15 protein-coding genes and 1 pseudogene are annotated in these 18,947 nt (G+C 55.3%); 9 read left to right on the plus strand and 7 right to left on the minus strand.

The genetic code is table 11. The features are described 5' to 3' along the window. Both QMO62_RS00005 and QMO62_RS00010 read left to right on the plus strand, forming a co-directional pair. Positions 1-270, plus strand: a pseudogene (locus QMO62_RS00005) (cytochrome C); the annotation flags it as partial. Positions 271-402: 132 nt separating this feature from the next. Continuing rightward, a complete protein-coding gene (locus QMO62_RS00010; RefSeq protein WP_284637685.1) occupies positions 403-816 on the plus strand; it encodes a GNAT family N-acetyltransferase in 414 nt (137 codons plus the stop codon). Here QMO62_RS00010 and QMO62_RS00015 read toward each other — a convergent pair. The 3 genes from QMO62_RS00015 to QMO62_RS00025 form a co-directional block, all read right to left on the minus strand. Next, positions 813-1,160: a cupin domain-containing protein gene (locus QMO62_RS00015; RefSeq protein WP_284637687.1), complete on the minus strand. Its 348-nt coding sequence runs from the start codon at positions 1,158-1,160 to the stop codon at positions 813-815. The genes QMO62_RS00010 and QMO62_RS00015 overlap by 4 nt on opposite strands. Before the next feature lie 22 nt (positions 1,161-1,182). Beyond that, positions 1,183-1,971, minus strand: a complete 789-nt coding sequence (locus tag QMO62_RS00020; RefSeq protein ID WP_284637689.1) for an EcsC family protein — start codon at positions 1,969-1,971, stop codon at positions 1,183-1,185. A 92-nt stretch (positions 1,972-2,063) separates the two neighbouring features. Further along, entirely contained in the window at positions 2,064-2,942 is an 879-nt protein-coding gene (locus QMO62_RS00025; protein WP_284637691.1) for an SDR family oxidoreductase, read from the minus strand. A 134-nt stretch (positions 2,943-3,076) separates the two neighbouring features. On the opposite strand from QMO62_RS00025, the gene QMO62_RS00030 reads away from it, so the two are divergent. The 7 genes from QMO62_RS00030 to QMO62_RS00060 all read left to right on the plus strand — a co-directional run bounded on the left by QMO62_RS00030 (position 3,077) and on the right by QMO62_RS00060 (position 14,852). Next, entirely contained in the window at positions 3,077-4,081 is a 1,005-nt protein-coding gene (locus QMO62_RS00030) for a helix-turn-helix transcriptional regulator (protein ID WP_284637693.1), read from the plus strand. Beyond that, the gene (locus tag QMO62_RS00035; RefSeq protein WP_284637694.1) at positions 4,074-4,667 is read left to right on the plus strand and encodes a DNA-3-methyladenine glycosylase I; all 594 of its coding nucleotides are present in this window, start codon (positions 4,074-4,076) and stop codon (positions 4,665-4,667) included. The genes QMO62_RS00030 and QMO62_RS00035 overlap by 8 nt, the downstream gene beginning before the upstream one ends. Positions 4,668-4,701: 34 nt before the next feature. Beyond that, on the plus strand, positions 4,702-5,214 hold the full coding sequence (locus QMO62_RS00040) for an acyl-CoA thioesterase (RefSeq protein ID WP_284637696.1): 513 nt from the start codon (positions 4,702-4,704) through the stop codon (positions 5,212-5,214). Between the two features lie 32 nt (positions 5,215-5,246). Then, on the plus strand, positions 5,247-5,897 hold the full coding sequence (locus QMO62_RS00045) for a hypothetical protein (protein ID WP_284637697.1): 651 nt from the start codon (positions 5,247-5,249) through the stop codon (positions 5,895-5,897). A gap of 149 nt (positions 5,898-6,046) precedes the next feature. Then, positions 6,047-6,664, plus strand: a complete 618-nt coding sequence (locus QMO62_RS00050) for a glycosyltransferase (protein ID WP_284637699.1) — start codon at positions 6,047-6,049, stop codon at positions 6,662-6,664. A 50-nt stretch (positions 6,665-6,714) separates the two neighbouring features. Beyond that, positions 6,715-11,550, plus strand: a complete 4,836-nt coding sequence (locus tag QMO62_RS00055; RefSeq protein ID WP_284637701.1) for a WIAG-tail domain — start codon at positions 6,715-6,717, stop codon at positions 11,548-11,550. 122 nt (positions 11,551-11,672) lie between these two features. Then, positions 11,673-14,852: a WIAG-tail domain gene (locus QMO62_RS00060; RefSeq protein ID WP_284637702.1), complete on the plus strand. Its 3,180-nt coding sequence runs from the start codon at positions 11,673-11,675 to the stop codon at positions 14,850-14,852. A gap of 50 nt (positions 14,853-14,902) precedes the next feature. Here the strand turns inward: QMO62_RS00060 and QMO62_RS00065 are convergent, their stop codons facing one another. The 4 genes from QMO62_RS00065 to QMO62_RS00080 all read right to left on the minus strand — a co-directional run bounded on the left by QMO62_RS00065 (position 14,903) and on the right by QMO62_RS00080 (position 18,938). Beyond that, positions 14,903-16,009: a YheC/YheD family endospore coat-associated protein gene (locus tag QMO62_RS00065; protein ID WP_284637703.1), complete on the minus strand. Its 1,107-nt coding sequence runs from the start codon at positions 16,007-16,009 to the stop codon at positions 14,903-14,905. An 83-nt stretch (positions 16,010-16,092) separates the two neighbouring features. Further along, positions 16,093-17,121 carry a polysaccharide pyruvyl transferase family protein gene (locus QMO62_RS00070; RefSeq protein WP_284637704.1) on the minus strand — a complete coding sequence of 343 codons (1,029 nt, stop codon included), beginning with the start codon at positions 17,119-17,121 and terminating at the stop codon, positions 16,093-16,095. Continuing rightward, complete coding sequence (locus tag QMO62_RS00075; RefSeq protein WP_284637706.1) at positions 17,118-18,236, minus strand: glycosyltransferase; 1,119 nt, start codon at positions 18,234-18,236, stop codon at positions 17,118-17,120. Before QMO62_RS00075 ends, QMO62_RS00070 begins: the two co-directional genes overlap by 4 nt. Positions 18,237-18,239: 3 nt before the next feature. Next, a complete protein-coding gene (locus QMO62_RS00080) occupies positions 18,240-18,938 on the minus strand; it encodes a glycosyltransferase family 2 protein (protein WP_284637708.1) in 699 nt (232 codons plus the stop codon). Positions 18,939-18,947 lie beyond the last annotated feature (9 nt).

Consider the following 18,947-nt stretch of genomic DNA (forward strand, 5'->3'; position numbering starts at 1 on the left):
GTGGCGATGGCCATCGGCGGTACGATCCTGTTCATCGGCGTCATCCTGATGATCGTCAACATCGTGCTCTTGTTCCGAGCGCCTGTGGGTGAAGAGGAATTCCCAATTGCAGAGGTTAGCGACACGGCGGAAAAGACGCCTGCGATCTTCGAGCGCTGGGGACTGTGGGTCGGCGTGCTGGTCGTACTGATTCTCGTAGCCTATACAGTGCCGGTCACCGACTTGATTACGAACCCTGGTGTCGGCTCCAAGGGATTTGTCACTTGGTAAAATAATAGTAGCCCCTGCGCAGCTTAAATGGCTGTGGCGGGGGCTTTTTTGCGCTGTATAGAAAGATCTTGTCTCTCTTTGAAATCTGGTATATGATACCATTTAAAACTCTTTACTACGGGGGCGTTAAGGATGGAGATCCGGTTTGATGCGTATGTCATCAGCGACGAGAAAGCAAAGCTGAAGGTAGAAACGATTCTGGGCTTCTTGGCGAGGAGCTATTGGGCGGATAAGCGGGTAGAGGCAGCGATCCGGCGCTCCATCGAGACATCGCATTGCTACGGCGTGTATGAGGGGGAGAAGCAGATTGGCTTCGCCCGGGTAGTGACGGATTATGCTACGATGTATTATTTATGCGACGTCTATGTGGATGAAGCTTACCGCGGACAGGGGATCGGAAAGCGGCTCGTCGATGCTATAGTCAACTCGGAAGAATTGAAAGGCTTGTCCGGGCTGTTAGGAACACGGGATGCGCACGGACTGTATGAGCAGTACGGCTTCGCACGGGAGCCGGAGAAAATGATGCGCAAGAGGCCGGTCGGTTAAACCGGCTCCGCTTCATAACGGTCGCCTCGCGTCTGCGGGTGGGAGATCACAAGAAATTCCGCTTCGGTATCCGAGGCGTTTTTCATTTGGTGCGGGACGCCGGGCGGCACCTCGACGCCTTCCTGCGGGCCGAGGATGATGGCGCAGCCATTCAGCTCCAGCTCAGCCGTACCTGAGAGCACGAAGAAAAATTGGCGGGACTGCTTGTGGTAATGCCGCACCTCGGCGGTGCCGGCGGGCATGCGCTCGTGAATGACGCTCAGCTCCGGCTGCTTCACTAGATGCCAGCCGTCACATGCGGCTCCCCAAATATAATGCTCGGCGTTTTGTTTGCTTATTTTCATATGGGATGTTCAACTCCTCCATTTATTTGAGCCAGCCGGGGCCACGGGGCCCGGGTTCCCGGCTTGAGGCTTGCTGAAGCCAGCGAAGCCGGAAGCAGTTCATCCCTGTCTGACCCAGCTCATCGAGCAGGCCGTAGTTCGCCCAAGCGCCGACAACCGCTCCGATGCCGGGGACAAGCTGCAGCATTTTGCGAAAATCGATGGTGTCCCGGTATTCCTGCTGCAGCTGGCGCCAGTCGATGTGGTGCACGTAGGAATCGGCTGAAGGAAGGGAGGCGGAGGTCTCCGGCCAGTCATGAATATGGCGAAGCATCTCGGCCTTCTTGCTCTGACTGGAGAAGGCGACCTGGAACACGTTCAGCAAATACAACCGCTCCCGGTAATCCCGGGTGGAATGCCCGTACACATGAGACAGCTCGAACAGCAGCTTCATCTTGATGCCGATCAGGATCGGAAAATCGGCAAGCCCGAGCAAAATGCCGCCCGCTCCGGTTCCCGCTCCTTCCGCGGCGGCGATTTTCTTGTAGAGCGAGATGAGCTCCTCTGCGCGTTTGTCCCGGATCGCCAGGCTCCCTTCCCGGAGGGGCTCGCTCTTCGGAATGTAATCCATGCTGAACAATGAGGTTTGCACAATGCCCTTCACCGCGCCTGTAATCGTCTCGTGAACCTTCTCCGGAATGACCTTGTTAATCCGCGTTGAGACCGCCTTGGACGTAATCTCCAGAAATCCCGGAGGACGAAGAAGCTCGTGCTCCCAGAGGCTTAGCTGCTTGAGGATCTGCTGCTCATAAACCGTTAAACGATCATCCATACCGCCACCCCTTATCTACCTGTAAAAAGATTATATCGCGGCATACGAAGAGGAGCAACATTGGTTTCAGAAGGCAAGGGGCGGCGGGACGGTTACAGCTTCAGTACATGCTCGGCATAATAGCGTCCCCAGTGCGGACGTGTTCCGTCAATATCCGTGAAGCCGTATTCGTCCGAAAGCTCCCAGGTGCTTAGAGCGCGTCCGCTTTTGGCGGAGACGTCAGGGGCTGCCGCGAAGGCTGCCACGGCTCTGCCGATGTAGTAAGGCGTTTCGGAGGCGATAAAATGAGGATCCTTCTTCGCCCCATCCCGCCAGTTGGCCTCTGAGACGCCGAAAAGCTCAAGCATCGCCTCCGACCGTAAAAAGCCGGGGGTCAAGGCGACGGCGGTCACCCGGTGCGGCTTCAGATCGGCCGCCATCGCTTCCGCTAAGTGAATGGCGGAAATTTTGGCAAGGCTGTAATACAGATTGCCGCGGTAGCTGTAGCTGTCCCCATCGGTAATCTCAATGATCAGTCCCCGCTTGCGGGCTACCATGAGCGGCGTGCCGTAATAGCTGGTCATCATATGGGAGTGCACGGCTTGGCGCTGGATTTGGAGCCCGTTCGCCAAAGAGTGCTCCCAGAAGGGCTGGTCCCAAGCCGTTAAAGGATCGCCGCCCCACAGATCATTGACCAGAATATCAAGCTGACCGTTCTGTTCCTTCGTCACTTGCTCGAACAGGGCCTTGACGTCCTTCTCCACCGTATGGTCGGTGCGCACGGCGATCCCGCGGCCGCCGCGGCTCGTCACGAGCTCCGCCGTTTCCTCGATCGTTTCGGGGCGCTGCATCGGCGAGGTGCTGCTGCGGGTGGTGCGGCCGGTAACATACACGGTTGCTCCCGCCTCGCCCAAGGTAACGGCAATGGCCCTGCCGGCTCCGCGTGTCGCTCCGGCAACTACGGCTACTTTGCCTTGCAATGGCTGTTTCATAAAAAAAACCTCCTGATGATGGAATGAAATCGATTGACTACAAACTCAGTTTATCCAATAATAATGACAACGATTGTCATATTAGACGGGTATAGTGGCATGGAAGAGTTCCATTTGGAGGGAGGTAGAGGCTCATGCGGGCGGATCGTTTACTATCCATTCTGATGCTCCTGCAAGTACATCGTCGCATGACCACGCGTCAGCTCGCAGAGCGGCTGGAGGTTTCCGAGCGAACGGTGCACCGCGACATGGAGGCACTCGCCTCAGCGGGAATCCCGCTCTACGCCGAACGGGGAAACGGCGGCGGCTGGCGGCTGCCAGAGGGTTATCGCACGAACCTGACCGGCCTTACCCGCACAGAGATCCGGAGCTTGTTCGTGCCCGGCGCTTCCGCCGCGCGTCTTACGGAGCTCGGCTTAGGGGAAGCGGCCGAATCGGCACAGCGCAAGCTGTTCGCGGCGCTTCCCGCAGGCTCTTTGCCGGACGCGGAATTCACGAGGCAGCGAATCTACGTCGACGGGGCCGGCTGGTACGACGCAGCGGAAACCGTGCCGCTGCTCCCGCTGCTGCAGGAGGCGGTGTGGCAGGAGAAACGGCTGCGCATCGATTACCGCCGCCGGGATGAGGAGCATGAGCGCGCAGAGCGGGTTGTCGATCCTTTAGGTTTGGTGGCGAAGGGAACCGCCTGGTACTTGGTTGCCGCCGGGGCCGAAGGCGAGCTCCGCTCCTTCCGGGTATCCAGGATAGCTGCGGCAGAGGTGCTGGAGGAAACGTTCCACCGGCCGGCGGGCTTCGATCTGGAGCAATACTGGAAACGGTGGATCGCGGAATTCAAGGAGAAGCTGCCAAGCTACAAGGCGGTGCTTTTCGTAAACAAGGCTGTCCTTCGAAGGCTGCGCTACGCAAGGTATGTCACGGTTCTGGAAGTGTCGGACAAGACCGATCCGGAGGGACGTATTCGTGTTGTCGCCGATCTGGAGACGAAGGAGTATGCGTTGGAATTGCTGCTGGGATTTGGCGCATCGGTCCGGGTCGCGGCTCCGGAGGAGCTTAAGGCTTCCATAACGGAGGCCGTTCGGGAGCTGGCCGAGCTGTATGGCACGACTGGAGATAAAGGAGGAGAGAACAAGGATGTGTGAGACGGACGGAAAACAGCGGTGCGGGTGGCTGAACGGGGATCCGCTATATATCGCTTATCATGACGAGGAGTGGGGACGCCCGGTGCATGACGATCGCCTGCTGTTTGAAATGCTGACGCTGGAAGGGGCGCAGGCGGGGCTGAGCTGGTTTACGGTGCTGAAGAAGCGGGAGCATTATCGCAAGGTGTTCGATAACTTTGATCCGGCAACAGTGGCCGGCTACGGCGAGGCGAAGCTGGAAGCGCTGCTTGAGGATCCGGGCATTATCCGCAACAAGCTGAAGGTGCGGGGCACAGTGCAGAATGCGCAGGCCTTTCTTCGGGTGCAGCAGGAGTTCGGCAGCTTCGACCGCTACATCTGGCGGTTCGTCGGCGGGGAGCCGATTCAGAACCGATGGGCGTCGCTGCAGGAGGTTCCCGCTACGACCGCGCAATCCGATGCGATGAGCAAGGATTTGAAGAAACGGGGCTTCACCTTCGTCGGTTCAACGATCTGCTACGCTTTTATGCAGGCGACGGGAATGGTGAACGACCACACGGTGAGCTGTGAGTGGCATCCCGAGTTCACTGCTATGGGGAGCAAGTAACGGGGGTACATACAAGAATAGGGAGAGAATAATGATGGAACAACGTTATGCAAGAGAATCGCGCTGCTACAAAACCGCCCGTATTTTTCCGACAGACGTCAATAATCACAATACGTTGTTCGGCGGCAAGCTGATGGCGTACATCGACGATATTGCCTCGATCGCCGCCTCCAAGCATTGCCGATGCTCCGTTGTGACCGCGTCCACGGACTCGGTCGACTTCCTTGCACCGGTGAGAACGACGGACTCGGTTTGTCTGGAGGCATTCGTGACCTGGACCGGCAGAAGCTCCATGGAGGTGTTCGTGAAGGTGATCACCGAGGATTTGCGGACCGGGGTAAGGGACATTGCCGCCACCTCCTTCTTGACCTTCGTCGCGTTGGATGAGAATAAAAAGCCGGTGACGGTGCCTCGCGTTGTACCGGAATCAGCGGAAGAGATCCGGCTGCATGAGACGGCCGTAGGCCGCGCTGACATGCGCAGACAACGGAGGGAAGAAAGCAAGAAATTTGCGGATGTACTGACCACGACGTTTCCGTGGGAATAAATTCATGACAGCGGTCCATGGAGGCAATCTCTATGGGCCGTATTTTATTGCCTTTGTCATCGATTTGCGGAATTTGGATTGTTGCTGCCAAATCATACAAACTAAATGGATGGGTTGTACATATACTAGAATCAAGACTAGTAGAAGGAGGGGGTACCATGGCAAGCAAGTATTTGGACGGCAGCACAAAATCGGCTATCCGCAAATGGATCAAACGGGTAAAAAGAAAAGATTATAAAAAAGGGAGAACAGCAGGGCTGCGTGCGGAGAAGAAACTGAAGCTGTCCTACAAGGTTCTTGGTATAGGAAATTATCGGATTGTTTATGAAATGGACGACGGCTATGTGCTCAAGGTGGCAACGTGCAAGCAGGGAATCGTAAGTAACCAAATCGAAAAGCATATATATAAAAACTCCCCTCAATCCGTCCGGTATCATCTGGTTAAGGTTAAGAAGGGAGGAAAGGGCTGGATCATTGTGGAAAAAGCGGAAAAGCTCCCAAGGGAGACACGATATATCAGTAAAGTTGCAGAGCTTAAACAGAAGTTTGAGGACGTAGGTATTATCGCGGATGATATTTATGAAGGGAGACCGAATTGGGGGAATCTCGGTATCAAAGCTAAAGAAATCGTGGTGGTCGATTACGGCAAATTTAAATTTCATCGCGAAAAGGATGCCCAATAAACGGCGACATCCTTGTGTGAGAGGGTCCTCGAAGGCTGGAGGGCTTTTTTTGTGCCGAAAATGAGTGCAGTGGAGAGCCGCTCATAGTACCCTGCCTTCCCAGGTTGAATACGATACATAAAAGGCTCAAACGGAAGGAGATGCTCGGGGTGCTAGACAGAGAGCTGTTTGAATCGAGGTGGACCTTAACGGGAGAAGCTCAAAGGAAGGCGTTATTGGACCAGCTCGGTTTGACTGGAGCAAAGATCATTCTGTATAGGGGGATGGACCCCTCAGAGGAGAAGCTAAGCCTTTTATACGAGTCGATGCTGGAAGTGGTCTCACTCGAGCCTAAGGCTCGGCTGCTTATCATTAACGGAGAGCCATCGGTGATAAAGCACATCCGGAAATTGAGGGAAGCCTTGGCCGAAGAGCTTTACGGCTATGTTTGGCATATTCCCGGCATTCCCTCGGTCGAGTCCACCGGCTGGTACCTGCTTGCCGATGTCATTGTGCTGCTGTCAATGGATGAGGAGAGTATCCGGGCTGCCCGGAATTACGGTGTTCCCGTTGTCGCGCCACGCCTCGACGCCATGGATGAATGGATCCTGAACGGGAGGACGGGTTGGCTGATTTCGCCGGAGCTGCTGGAACGTAATTTGGCTCCGACCTTGCTGGAAGTGCTTCAGGATCAAACCGTCGCCCGAAGGATGGGGGAGCTGAGCAGGAGTTACGGTCAGATAAAGTCGTCTATTAAGCCCAAATTGACCGGGAAAAGTAGCCCATAGGCAAGTCATTGCATATGTTGCAAATGACTAGTATTTGGAAGGAGTCGTCTATGAAAAGGCAAAAAAAAAAAATATGGGCACAAAAGCCGTCTCGGACAAAAAAATCAAGTCACATCAATGAGCTTAGTTTCCTGGATTATCTGGATGCAAATGAAATAAAGTCGCCAACCTATGATATCATCGTGCCGCAAGATACGGTTGAAGAGCCCGACGTTGCACTTCCCCGGAGCCAAGTGGAAGAAGAAGAAAAAGCGCGTGCCGCCTCTACTCAGCTGATGGAGCAGCCGGTCCTGGAGCCGGTTCCTCTGCCGGAAATCACTTCGGAACCTGAAGCCAATCCGAATAAGAAACAGCTGCTTACCCGTAAGCTCCCTGTGAAGCAAGGGCCGTTTATCTATACCGATGATATATCCGATGCGGCGATTACGCAGGAGAAGGTTGCCAACCGGGCGATCAGCGGGGAGAAAATCAAGCTGAACACGATTACAGCTCCGCTCATCGTAGATTTTGCCATCGTTACCTCTAAGCTGGCAGACCATAGTGTAACCCAGCAGAAAATTGCACGTTCCTCCATCATAAACGAGCATATCGGCGACCAAAGCATTGCGGGAAGCAAACTGATCGACCGATCGGTTCCCGGAGAAAAGCTGCTCGACAACAGCATTACGTCAGAGAAGCTGGCTGACAAGATCATTGACTCCGTTAAGATAGCCGAGGGGTCGATCGAGGCTAAGCATTTATCCGAGCAATTGATATCGGAGGAGCTCATTCAGGACCAAGCGGTCACCTCGGATAAAATCAAAAGCGGAGCTATAGAGGGTGTTCATCTGGCCAATGCATCCGTTGATACGGCCAAGATCGCCGATGATTCCATAACGGCGGAGAAGCTGCGTGACGAGGCTGTATCGGAGAATAAGCTGGCCGATGGCGCTGTGACGGCAAGCAAGCTTGCAGATCAAGTCATTCATGCCGGGAAGCTGGCTGACGGAGCTGTCTTGCCGCAGAAGCTGGCGGATCAAGCAGTCACCGAAGAGAAGCTGGCCGACGGCGCAGTGATCACTTCCAAATTAAGTGCTGGGGCCGTAACCGCGGAGAAGCTTGCTCCAGGCTCTATCGCTTCGGGGCATATCCAATCTGGGGCGGTAACATCGGATAAACTTGCTGACGGCAGTGTAAGCAATCGTCAGTTGGCCGGTCAGAGCGTTACCTCAGACAAGATAGCCAACAACTCCATAGTGACCAGCAAACTCGTCGACGGAGCGGTTACTTCCGATATTTTGGCTTTCGAATCGGTGTTGTCGCATCACATTGCGGATGGTGCCGTTCTATCCGAACATATCGAGTATGAGGGGGTTGCGACAGAGCATTTGGCGGATGGGGCTGTAACGACCGATAAGCTCGAGGATGCATCGGTTACCTCCTCCAAGCTGGCGAAGGATGCGGTTGTCAGTCAGCACCTGGCGGCGGGTTCGGTGGGGGAGAACCACTTGTCTCCTCGTGCGGTGAGCTCCTCCAAGCTCAGCCCGGGAGCGGTGACGGATATTCATATCGCCGACCAAGCCATTTCCTCCGGTAAGCTGCAGCAGGCGGCTGTCCAAACGAGCCATATTGCCGGCGAAGCGATAACCGCAGCCCACCTTGCGAAATCCGCAGTGGGGAGCGAGCACATTGCGGCGACAGCCATAGGGTCGGAGCATGTCGCCAACGGGGCTATTACCGATGTGAAGCTCCAAGACGGGGCCGTAACCTCCAGTAAGCTTGGGCAGAACGCCGTAGGAACCCAGCATATCGCACAGGGGGCCGTAACCGAGGCGCAGCTGTCCGAAGGCAGCGTGACCTCCTCAAAGCTTGCGCCGAATGCGATCACGCCGGATCATCTGTCCAACAACTCCGTTGAGTCCTCCAAGCTCAGCCCAGGAGCGGTAACGGAGATTCATATCGCCGACCAAGCCATTTCCTCCGGTAAGCTGCAGCAGGCGGCTGTCCAAACGGGCCATATTGCCGGCGAAGCGATAACCGCGGCCCACATTGCGAAATCCGCAGTAGGGAGCGAGCACATTGCGGCGGCGGCCATTGGGCCGGAGCATGTCATCAACGGGGCAATTACCGAAGCGAAGCTTCAAGACGGGGCCGTAACCTCCAGTAAGCTTGGGCAGAACGCCGTGGGAACTCAGCATATCGCACAGGGGGCCGTAACCGAGGAGCAGCTGTCCGAAGGAAGCGTGACTTCCTCAAAGCTTGCGCCGAATGCGATCACGCCGGTTCATCTGTCCAGCGGCTCCATCGAGTCCTCCAAGCTAAGCCTGGGAGCGGTAACGGAAATTCACATCGCCGACCAAGCCATTTCCTCCGGTAAGCTGCAGCAGGCGGCTGTCCAAACGGGCCATATTGCCGGCGAAGCGATAACCGCGGCCCACATTGCGAAATCCGCAGTGGGGAGCGAGCACATTGCGGCGGCGGTCATTGGGTCGGAGCATGTCGTCAACGGGGCTATTACCGAAGAGAAGCTTCAGGACGGGGCCGTAATCTCCAATAAGCTTGGGAAGAACGCCGTGGGGACTCAGCATATCGCACAGGGGGCCGTAACCGAGGAGAAGCTGTCCGATAACTCGGTCACTTCTTCGAAGCTTGCCGCGGGGGCGGTCAACACAAGTCATATCGATGAAGGCGCTATTACGGGCAATAAGATCAAGGACAATACCATTGACGGCATGCATATTATGCAGGAGTCCATTTCCGGCTATCATATCATTCCGGGTACGATCTCAGCACTCCATCTGGAGCATAAGCTGGCCGATCAGCTTAAGCAAAGCATTCAGCAGAGTGTCGAAACGGTTGTCTCCTCCGTCACGAGCGTGTTGTTGGCCGATGGGACTGTAACCGGGTCGAAGCTTGCCTCCGGTGCCGTAAACACCGAGAAGCTATGCGACGCTTCCATATCAAGCGATAAGCTTCAGGATGCGGCCATCACCGAAACCAAAATTGCAGCTGGAGCGATTCGAACGGAGAAGCTGGCCGACGGCGCGATTGTTTCGGGCAAGATCGCGGACCGTGCCGTGACGGCTGATAAGCTGCAGGAGCACGCCGTCCGCTCCGAGCATTTGGCCAAAGGGGCCGTAATCGATAGCGTCATTGCTGATGGTGCCGTTACCGGGGCCAAGGTGGCCGACGGTAGCGTGGACAGCGATAAGCTGAGTTTAGGGGCGGTTGGAGCGAAGCATCTGCAATCGGGAGCTATCGGAACGGAGCATCTCCGCGAAGGAGCGGTAGCGAGCCAGAGCATCCTGGACGGAGCCGTTAGCGAATCGAAGCTTACAACGGGCAGCGTCACCGGCAGCAAGATCGCACATGGGGCAATTCGCTCCGAGCATCTGGCGCCAAACCTCATCGATGCCCGCCATCTGCAGCCTGGGGTAGTTTCGTGCGATTTGCTCAAGGATGGTGCGGTCACGGGCAGCAAGCTTGCGGACGAAGCCGTAACAACCTCCAAGCTTGAGGAAGGAGCCGTAACCGCGGAGAAGCTGGCTGCGAAATCGATCCGTGACCGCCATATTGTGAACGGTGCGGTCACGGAGATCAAGCTGGCCGACGGTGCTGTGACCAGTGCGAAGCTGGCGGATGGAAGCATCAGCGGCAGCAAGCTGGAAGCGGGCTCGATCGGAGCGCTCCATCTGCAGAAAGGCAGTATCACAGAGGAGGTGCTGGCCGACGGGGCTGTCACAGGAGGGAAGCTGGCGGACGGGTCGGTCGGCAGCAGCAAGCTGGAGCCCGGCGCTGTCGGGACTGCACAGCTTCAGAGCGGAGCCGTTGCCGGAGCTGTCCTCGCAGATGGAACGGTAACGAGTGCGAAGCTCGCTGAAGGTGCCGTCGGCCCGGCTCACTTGCAAGCGGGTGCTGTTGCAGGAGAAATCCTGGCGCCAGAGGCAGTGACCGGCGCTAAGCTGGCAGCCGGCAGTGTAGACGGTACAAAAATTCAAGCCGAAGCGATAGGAACAGCTCATTTGCAAAGCGGCAGCGTTCAAGGTGATATTCTCGCGGATGGGACGGTAACGCAAGCGAAGCTGGCAGACGGCAGCGTCCACGGATCGAAGCTGGCGGAGGGCGCCGTGGGAGCGGCCCACCTGCAGAAAGGGTCCGTTGCCGGGGATATCCTTGCCGACGGCAGTGTGGGGAGCGATAAGATTGAAGCCGGCGCGATCACCGCTGTTCATTTGCAAAACGGATTAATTGTAAGTGATCATATTGCAGCGGGTGCTGTAACCGGCGATAAGATACCGAACGGAGCCATCGCGGAAGGAAAGCTGGAAGACGGAAGTGTGACCGGCGGTAAAATCAAAGCGGGCTCCATCCGATCCATTCATCTTCAAGGCGGAGCGGTCATGACCGTTAATATCGCGGAGGGAGCGGTTACCGGCTCGAAGCTGGCGGATGAAGCGATCACCGGGGAGAAAATTGCTGAGGCTTCTATCGGGGCCGCACATCTCCAAACGGGTGCGATTGCTGCCGAAGCGATCGCTGACAGCGCAGTGACGACAGCGAAGCTGGCCCAAGGGGCGGTGACGGGCCATCAGCTGGCAGCGGGATCTGTAGGCGTCGATAAGCTGAATTTTCAACCGGTGCAGGCCGTCAAGGCCAAAACATTGCAGCAGTATGGATTGGTGCCCTTCGAGTTTAAAGCGGAGGATCAATCGATAGAAATCCGAGTTTCGCTGGAGGAAGCCTTCGCGGATGAGAACTATGTTTGTGTTGCCTCAACGAATCATGCCGCCTGTTATGCCGTCGTCCTAAGCAAGGACCCGCAGTATGCCGTCGTCCAGATCGTACGCAACAAGTTCTCGTCGGATTTGAACGGAATATTGAATTGGATTGCGATCGGCAACAAATAACATTAGGCTTAGGCTCCGTACCCTTGCTGGGTGCGAAGCCTTTTTTTTCAGGATGAACTGTGACTGTTGCCTGGGTAAATGCATATGTTACCAATAACTAGGTGTATGGAAGGAGCAATCCGATGAAGAAAAGGAGAAAATCTTCTTCGACAAAACCAAGGACGCTCGGTTCGCGAATCAATGAACTAAGCTGGTTGGATGAGCCGCCTAAGAGCAGGTCATCCATGCCGAGCAAGGAGCCGCCGGTGCTGGAGCCGGAGCCGATGCCGGTCGAGCCGGTCGCCAGGATTCACGAAGCGGTATTGGTGGAACAAACGAGTCTACTGCCTGCCATGGAAACGGTCGTCGTCCTCGAGAAGGGGGATGCCGGGTATCGGGAGAAAAAGAAGCCGTCCGAGCCCTTGCTGCTTGTGAAGGAGCGCCGGCTGCCGAACCGGCCGAAGCCTTTTATCTACTCCGATGATATCACCGATGAAGCCATCACAAGGGAGAAGCTGGCCGCAGGTTCGATCGATGCAACCAAAATCAAACCGGGCAGCATCGGGACGCATGCTCTCTCAGACTACGCGGTGGATTCATCCAAGCTTGCGGACCGGTCCGTTGCGGGCTCCAAAATAGCGCTGGAGTCCATCTCAAGCGAGCACATTAGTGATCTTTCGATTGCGGGAAATAAAATTCAGAACGGCTCCATCGGGGGAGAGAAGCTGAAGGACGGCAGTATTACCCCGGAGAAGCTGGCGGACAAAATCATTGATTCCATCAAGATCGCGGACGGCTCCATTCAGATGAAGCATCTGGCGGATCAGTCCATCAGCGGAGAGAAGCTTGCGGACCGGTCGATTACGGCGGATAAGATCCATATCGGTGAAATTCATACGGAGTTATTGGCCAACGAATGCATCGACACCGCCAAGCTGGCGGACGAAGCGGTAACCACATCGAAGCTGAGAGAGGGGGCTGTACAAACTTGGATACTGGCGGACGAGGCCGTCACGACCCCTAAGCTGGCCGAGCAGTCAGTCACTTCAGAGAAGCTGTCGCCTTGCGCCGTAAGATCGGATCACATCGGCTACCGGGTCATCCGATCCGGCCATCTGGATCGGGGCGCGGTAACCGCCGATCATATTTCCGCTAACGAGATCGGTGCCGAGCACATTCGGCCTCAAGCCGTACTGAACGTACATGTCCGCGATGGAGCCATTACCTCGGATAAGCTGGCTGCGGATGCGGTGACCTCTTCACATCTCGGTGCAGGCTCCGTCGAATCGGTGCATATAGCAGAGCGGGTGATCCTTACCGGACATATTGCCGAACAGGCGGTGACCTCGGAACAGCTGGCTTCCTGCTCTGTCCGGACGGACCATATGTCTCCTTCCTCCGTGACAACGGATACGATAGCTGACGAAGCCGTCATCTCGGATAAAATCGCACCGTCTGCCGTCACCTCAGGTCACATCGGCAACCGGGTCATTCAATCGGGCCATCTGGACCGGGGTGCAGTGATCGCCGAACATATCTCCGATCATCAGATCGGTGCCGGGCACATTCAGCCTCAAGCCGTGCTGAACGTACATGTTAGTGATGGAGCTATCACCTCAAATAAGCTGGCTGCGGATGCGGTGACCTCGTTTCATCTGGGTGCAGGCTCCGTCGAATCGGTGCATATAGCAGAGCGGGTGATCCTTACCGGACATATTGCCGAACAGGCCGTGACCTCGGAACAGCTGTCCTCCTCCTCCGTTCGGACGGAGCACATGTCTCCTTCCTCCGTGACAACGAATACGATAGCTGATGAAGCCATTGTTTCGGAAAAAATCGCACCGTCTGCCGTCACCTCGGATCACATCGGCAGCCGGGTCATTCAATCGGTGCATCTGGACCGGGGGGCAGTGATCGCCGAACATATCTCCGATCATCAAATCGGTGCCGGGCACATTCGGCCTCAAGCCGTACTAAACGTACATGTCCGTGATGGAGCCATTACCTCGGATAAGCTGGCTGCGGATGCGGTGACCTCTTCTCATCTCGTTGCAGGCTCCGTCGATTCGGTGCATATAGCTTATAGAGCTATTCTTGCCGGGCATATTGCCAAACAGGCCGTGACCTCGGAACAGCTGTCCTCCTCCTCCGTCCGGACAGAGCATATGTCTCCTTCCTCCGTAACAACGGATACGATAGCTGATGAAGCCATCGTTTCGGATAAAATCGCACCGTCCGCGGTCACCACACAGCATCTGACACCCGCTTCGGTGGTCACGGAGAAGCTTGCCGATGCAGCGGTAACGACGGAAAAGCTGAAGGATGAGGCTATTACCTCCCGGAAGCTGGGCATCGCCTCCGTCGGCAAGGAGCACCTCTCGGAAGCTGCGGTTACCGAGAAGAGCTTGGCCGAAGGCATTGTGAGCGGCAGCAAGCTGAAACCCGGTGCCGTTGCAGGGCATCACCTTCAAGACGGTGCTGTCGGCAGAGAGAAGCTTGCCTTCAGCTCCATCACTGGCGATAAACTGCAGGAAGGGACGATTACAGGCGAGAAGCTGGCGGAGGATTGTATCAAGAGCATTAACCTATGTAAGGATTCGGTCACGCCGGAGAAGCTTGCACCCGGTGCCGTAAGTGAAGAGAAGCTGGCGAACGCTGCCGTAGGCGCCGACAAGCTGAAGGACGGGGCGGTGATACAGGAGAAGCTGGCCGACGAGAGCGTGACCTCTAGAAAAGTGAAGCCCGGTGCAATAGGGGGAAGCCATATCCGGGAGGGGGCGATAACCGGAGTGCATCTGGCTCATGAGTCCGTTACGCAAAACCATATCGCTGACGCAGCCGTGACGGGGAAAAAGCTGGCCCCAGGGGCGGTGTCCGGATTTCATCTTACAGGAGCTTCGGTAACGTCAGACAAACTGGCCGGCGGTTCCGTCACGGAGGCTAAACTGGCGGATGCCAGTGTAACGGGCGCCAAGCTGCCGCCAGAGGTTATTGAGGAGCGGCATCTGAAGGACCGCAGCATAGGGCTCGACAAGCTGAACTTCATCCCCGTTCAGACGGTAAGGAGACCCGTGCTTCAGCAGTTCGGTCTGTGTCCCTTCCAGCTCAAGCTGGAGGATGAAAGCATGGAGCTGACGATTCCGCTTGAAGAGCCCTTTCCAGATGTCCAGTACACCCTTGTTGCCACGACGGACCATCCCGCTTGTTACGCCAGCATTAAAGAGAAGAAAACGGATTCGGTGACGATACAAATCATTAGAACCCGTTTCTCGCCGGAGCTCGGCGGCGTGATTAACTGGAATGCGGTAGGCTATATCAACTAAAAAAACGGACTGTTCCCCGAGCGCGACTGAAGCGGAGGGAGCAGTCCGTTTCATTGCTTATTGAAAGAGCCGTTCTTCAGCAAATAGCTGGCATAAGCCATAGGGTTCTCATACGTGGCTTTCCAAGCATCGACCAGCCCGGCCTGCTTTAACGTGTAACGCTGATCCTTGCCGTTGCATTCAATGAATAACGGTTTGGCTTCTTGATCCAGCCCGATATCGAGGCCCAGGTCGGCAAGGTGGGGCATTTTGTTACCGAGGAGAAGCACCACGTCCAGCGCAAACCGCTCAATCCCTGCGATAAGACAATCCACGTTTCCATCGGGGTAAACGGATTGCAGAAGCGGCTCTACCTGATAAGGTGTCCCGCCCTGCCCCACGTTCGTAAGGAAAGCATCCTTCGCCGCCACTCTTGCGATCATCCCCGTAACCTGCCACTCTCCGTTAGCCCCGCGTTGGACGGACACCCTAAGGTCAAAGGGACGACCTTCGTAGGCAGCGAGAGGCAAGCATTGCTGCACGATATATTTGGTTTTTCCGATTCTGCGCAGAAGCACTTTGGGGAGCCTGAAGCCTCTCCAGCTAATGGTATGCCAAGTGGTATTGCTGATGCTGGCGGCAGCCGGATAGGAAAGCTTCCAGCCCTTCTTCGTTCGCCAAAGCTTCATGATGCCCCGGCCGATGCTGCTCCGGTCGGGTTTAATGATCAGCGCGTTGAAGCTGCTCATCATTCCTAATATGTTCTCTTTGGTGGCGCGCATGGTTTCGGGCAAATGAGGCCGCAGGGTCCGTCGTGACCAGAGCAAGCGGTGGATATACAGCTTACCGTATCGGTTCCAGCGGTTAAAGAGCTGATATCCTCTGTCCGCCCAAGCCTCCAGCATCCTCTTTTCCTTCCTGCCGGGGTATATAGCCCGGTTATGAATGACTTTGGGCACAGGAATGTTTTGCTCCACATAGCTGCCGTCACGGCACACAAGCGCCTTCAGTTCATCGGCTCCCCGTTTGTAATCCTGGAGCCGGAAGAAACAGGGCTGCGTGCCGAATTTGGCGCAGAACTGCTCATATAAGGCGATTTCCTCATAATGGGTTTTTCCCGATGGAATGCCGTGGTACAATCGGTCATTGACGAGAATACCCACATAGGGAGGAAGCATGGATATCACTCCTTTCCATTTGCATTAGTATATGAAAAAAAAGCCCGAAAGCCATAGGCCAACGGCTGTAAACGCTTAAGGGCTTATGACCAAACGGAATTCCGAAAGGGCTGCTCGAGCTTCTCCCGGTAAATCCTTTGATAATGAGCCATCTTATCGATAATGGCTTTCCGGTTGGCCCCGATACGGAGGGAGACCTTCTCAAGCTCTAAGTGAAGACCCGGAGCATCCGTAGAGACAATATAATTGGCAAGCCCAACGGATTGCGCGTAGTCGAAGCATTTGAAGCGGTAGCCCAAACAGATGAAAGGGACTCCAGCAGCGTGGGAAATAATGTTGGCATGCAGCTTAAAATTGACGGTGAACTCAAAGCCCGAGATCGTTTCCATGACCTCTTGTTCGTTCAGCAGGCGGTTTTCCAAAGTCACCCGGTCCGAGTTCCCGATTTTGGCGGCGAGCCGGCTGCTGTGCTCACGGTCCGGTCCCCACATGGAATAAATATAGATTCGATAGCCCTCACGTATCCATTTTTTTGCAAATTGGACAAGCTCATCCTCCAAGTGCCGCTCATTGCCCCCGTACAGCTTGTTATAGGTCGTTCCCCAGTTGATGCCGATCGTCTTCTCTGCCGGACGGTTCGAATGTTCGTGGCGAAGCAGCAGGCCCGGATCCCCGCTAATCCGAACGTGATCCATCGGAATACCGGAGGTCTCCAGCACCTTATGTGTCCAAGGGCCCCGAACGCCGAAGTAGACGGCTTCTTGGGCGATGGAAGTCAGCTGCTCCGCCATGGCCGCCGAATAGGTCGGGAAGCTTCCAGCCCCGGCCTTCTCCATCGTATCGAAGCCGCTTCCCCATACCATGACCGGTTTCCCGGCTTGTAGGGCTTTATATAACAGATCAATATATCCCGGGATGAGCAGCGAGCCTCCTCCCATGACGACAGCGTCATAATTGCCTACTTCCTTGTAGGGAGTGCCGGGTAGGGAAGGAATCGCCCAAAGGCCCTTGTCCTCGCCGTATTGCTTCATCTTATGTTCAAAGACGCGCCACAAGAGCTCATCACCGAGATTATTGAAGCCGATCCAGCCTAAATATAAAATGCTCTTCATTCCATCAACCTGCCTTCATCTTGAATTGCCTGCTCATAAACCTTTACGATTTCCTTGCTGACATTCTCCGCGTTGAAGGCTTCCAGCACCCAGTCACGTCCGGCCTGACCTACCTTATGGAGATGCGCTGTATTATGCAAGCCTCTGCGCAGCGTTTCCGTCATCAAGGGGAGAGTACAGCTTCGCAAGGACTGATGATCTCCAAAGTAGCAATCCCAGGCCAGCTTGTAAACGCCGGGCTCCACCCAGCCGAAAAAACCGTGATTACCTGCGGCAAGCACCGGCTTTCCGCATGCCATGGCCTCCAGCGCAACTCTTCCGGTGCCGACGACGGCATCGCTCATCCGGTAAAAGTCCGGCATTTCCGTGCTTTGTCCGACCAAGTGGATAAACTTCCGGTTCAGATATTGTTCAATGCGGGTGGAGAGCTCCCGGATTTCCGGCCATTGAGGACCTTCCCCTACCACGAGTACCTCCAACTGGGTATGGTTGGCGATATGAAGCCCCTTGGCGGCGCGCAGCAGCATTTTGCAAATCGTCCCCTTCTGCCAGGCCAATCGGCTGACATATAAGAGGACGAACGCATCCTTCGAGATGCCGAAGCGTTCGCGTAAAGCAGGATCGGCAGACGTTGGCGAGTATTCGGCAATATCCACGCCGTTCGGAATGACTTGGGATGCAAAGCCTAGACCCTGAAGGTATTCTTGAATCGGATTGCTTACGCTGATGACGGTTCTCGCTTCCTGTAACAGCCGAACGAGCTCACCCTTGGGGTAATAGGTGCCATGCACGGTAAATAAGAGCGGAATCCCCAGCTCCTTCGCCGCAATGGCTGCCAGCAGTCCCGAGGGCGTCTGGTGAACATGAACAAGAGAGATGCGCTCTTTGGTCATGATGGCTTTGTACTTACGGATCCACTCTTGTTCGGGTGCCTTGCTCCAATCGTAATCCGTAAGATACGTTTTGAAAAAACGACTATAGACGGCTTCAAACGAGCCGGGATTCCCGACAATGGCCACTTGGATACCCAAGCCCTTGAGCTTTTTGGCTATGCTCAGTACGTGGGTTTCGGTTCCGCCGCTTGCCATACTGTCCAAAACCATAAGGACATTCATCGATTACTCCCCCCTTTGTTTAGAATAAAATTGAAGCGATCTTTGCTGAGGGTGCAGCCGATAATAATACAAGATCTCAGGCAAATTCTCGATTTGAGATTTATGATTCAGAAATTTCACAATAAACTCGTAGTCTTCAGCGCCCTTGATTCTTCTAGTCGGTCCGCCTAGGATATCGAATAAGGCGGCGCGGAACAGAATGGTCCCATGGCAGACGCAGTGACCTCCCTTGGCATACGTCTCTCTAATTTTTGGGCCGTAATGAATCCAAGTCTCCTTCTTCGGATGATCCGGTATGCGATCCTTAAAGATAGCGTAGTTGGTACCAACAAGGTCGATATGAGGGTGCTGCCTCAGATAGTCAACCTGCCTGGTCAGCCGCTCAGGATGCGAAAGGTCATCCGAATCCTGGACGGCGATAAATTCTCCTTTAGCCATAAAGAAGCCCATCGTTAAAGCTCCGGCAAAGCCTACGTTTCGGGGCAGGAACAAGGCATTACAGCCTTCCGACGGCTTGTGATCCTCAATCCATTCCAGAATTTGCTGTTTGGAATGGTCCGTCGACGCATCGTCCACAATAATGATTTCGTAGGTGTTGTAGGTTTGTTTCCGGATACTGTCTAAGCATTCTTGTATATAGCTTCCGTTGTTGTAGTTTGTAATGACGATACTGACGAGATTTGGAATACGCGGATACAGCATGACCGCTCA

The sequence above is a fragment of the Paenibacillus silviterrae genome (assembly GCF_030167925.1).
GTDB classification, from domain to species: Bacteria; Bacillota; Bacilli; order Paenibacillales; family NBRC-103111; genus Paenibacillus_G; species Paenibacillus_G silviterrae.

What these genes read in the sequence shown, in the direction of transcription:
- QMO62_RS00025 (WP_284637691.1), bottom strand. Translation starts at nt 2,942, where the DNA reads ATGAAACAGCCATTGCAAGGCAAAGTAGCCGTAGTTGCCGGAGCGACA.
- QMO62_RS00030 (WP_284637693.1), top strand. Translation starts at nt 3,077, where the DNA reads ATGCGGGCGGATCGTTTACTATCCATTCTGATGCTCCTGCAAGTACAT.
- QMO62_RS00035 (WP_284637694.1), top strand. Translation starts at nt 4,074, where the DNA reads ATGTGTGAGACGGACGGAAAACAGCGGTGCGGGTGGCTGAACGGGGAT.
- QMO62_RS00045 (WP_284637697.1), top strand. Translation starts at nt 5,247, where the DNA reads ATGGGCCGTATTTTATTGCCTTTGTCATCGATTTGCGGAATTTGGATT.
- QMO62_RS00070 (WP_284637704.1), bottom strand. Translation starts at nt 17,121, where the DNA reads ATGAAGAGCATTTTATATTTAGGCTGGATCGGCTTCAATAATCTCGGT.
- QMO62_RS00040 (WP_284637696.1), top strand. Translation starts at nt 4,702, where the DNA reads ATGGAACAACGTTATGCAAGAGAATCGCGCTGCTACAAAACCGCCCGT.
- QMO62_RS00060 (WP_284637702.1), top strand. Translation starts at nt 11,673, where the DNA reads ATGAAGAAAAGGAGAAAATCTTCTTCGACAAAACCAAGGACGCTCGGT.
- QMO62_RS00010 (WP_284637685.1), top strand. Translation starts at nt 403, where the DNA reads ATGGAGATCCGGTTTGATGCGTATGTCATCAGCGACGAGAAAGCAAAG.
- QMO62_RS00065 (WP_284637703.1), bottom strand. Translation starts at nt 16,009, where the DNA reads ATGCTTCCTCCCTATGTGGGTATTCTCGTCAATGACCGATTGTACCAC.
- QMO62_RS00055 (WP_284637701.1), top strand. Translation starts at nt 6,715, where the DNA reads ATGAAAAGGCAAAAAAAAAAAATATGGGCACAAAAGCCGTCTCGGACA.
- QMO62_RS00075 (WP_284637706.1), bottom strand. Translation starts at nt 18,236, where the DNA reads ATGAATGTCCTTATGGTTTTGGACAGTATGGCAAGCGGCGGAACCGAA.
- QMO62_RS00080 (WP_284637708.1), bottom strand. Translation starts at nt 18,938, where the DNA reads ATGCTGTATCCGCGTATTCCAAATCTCGTCAGTATCGTCATTACAAAC.
- QMO62_RS00020 (WP_284637689.1), bottom strand. Translation starts at nt 1,971, where the DNA reads ATGGATGATCGTTTAACGGTTTATGAGCAGCAGATCCTCAAGCAGCTA.
- QMO62_RS00015 (WP_284637687.1), bottom strand. Translation starts at nt 1,160, where the DNA reads ATGAAAATAAGCAAACAAAACGCCGAGCATTATATTTGGGGAGCCGCA.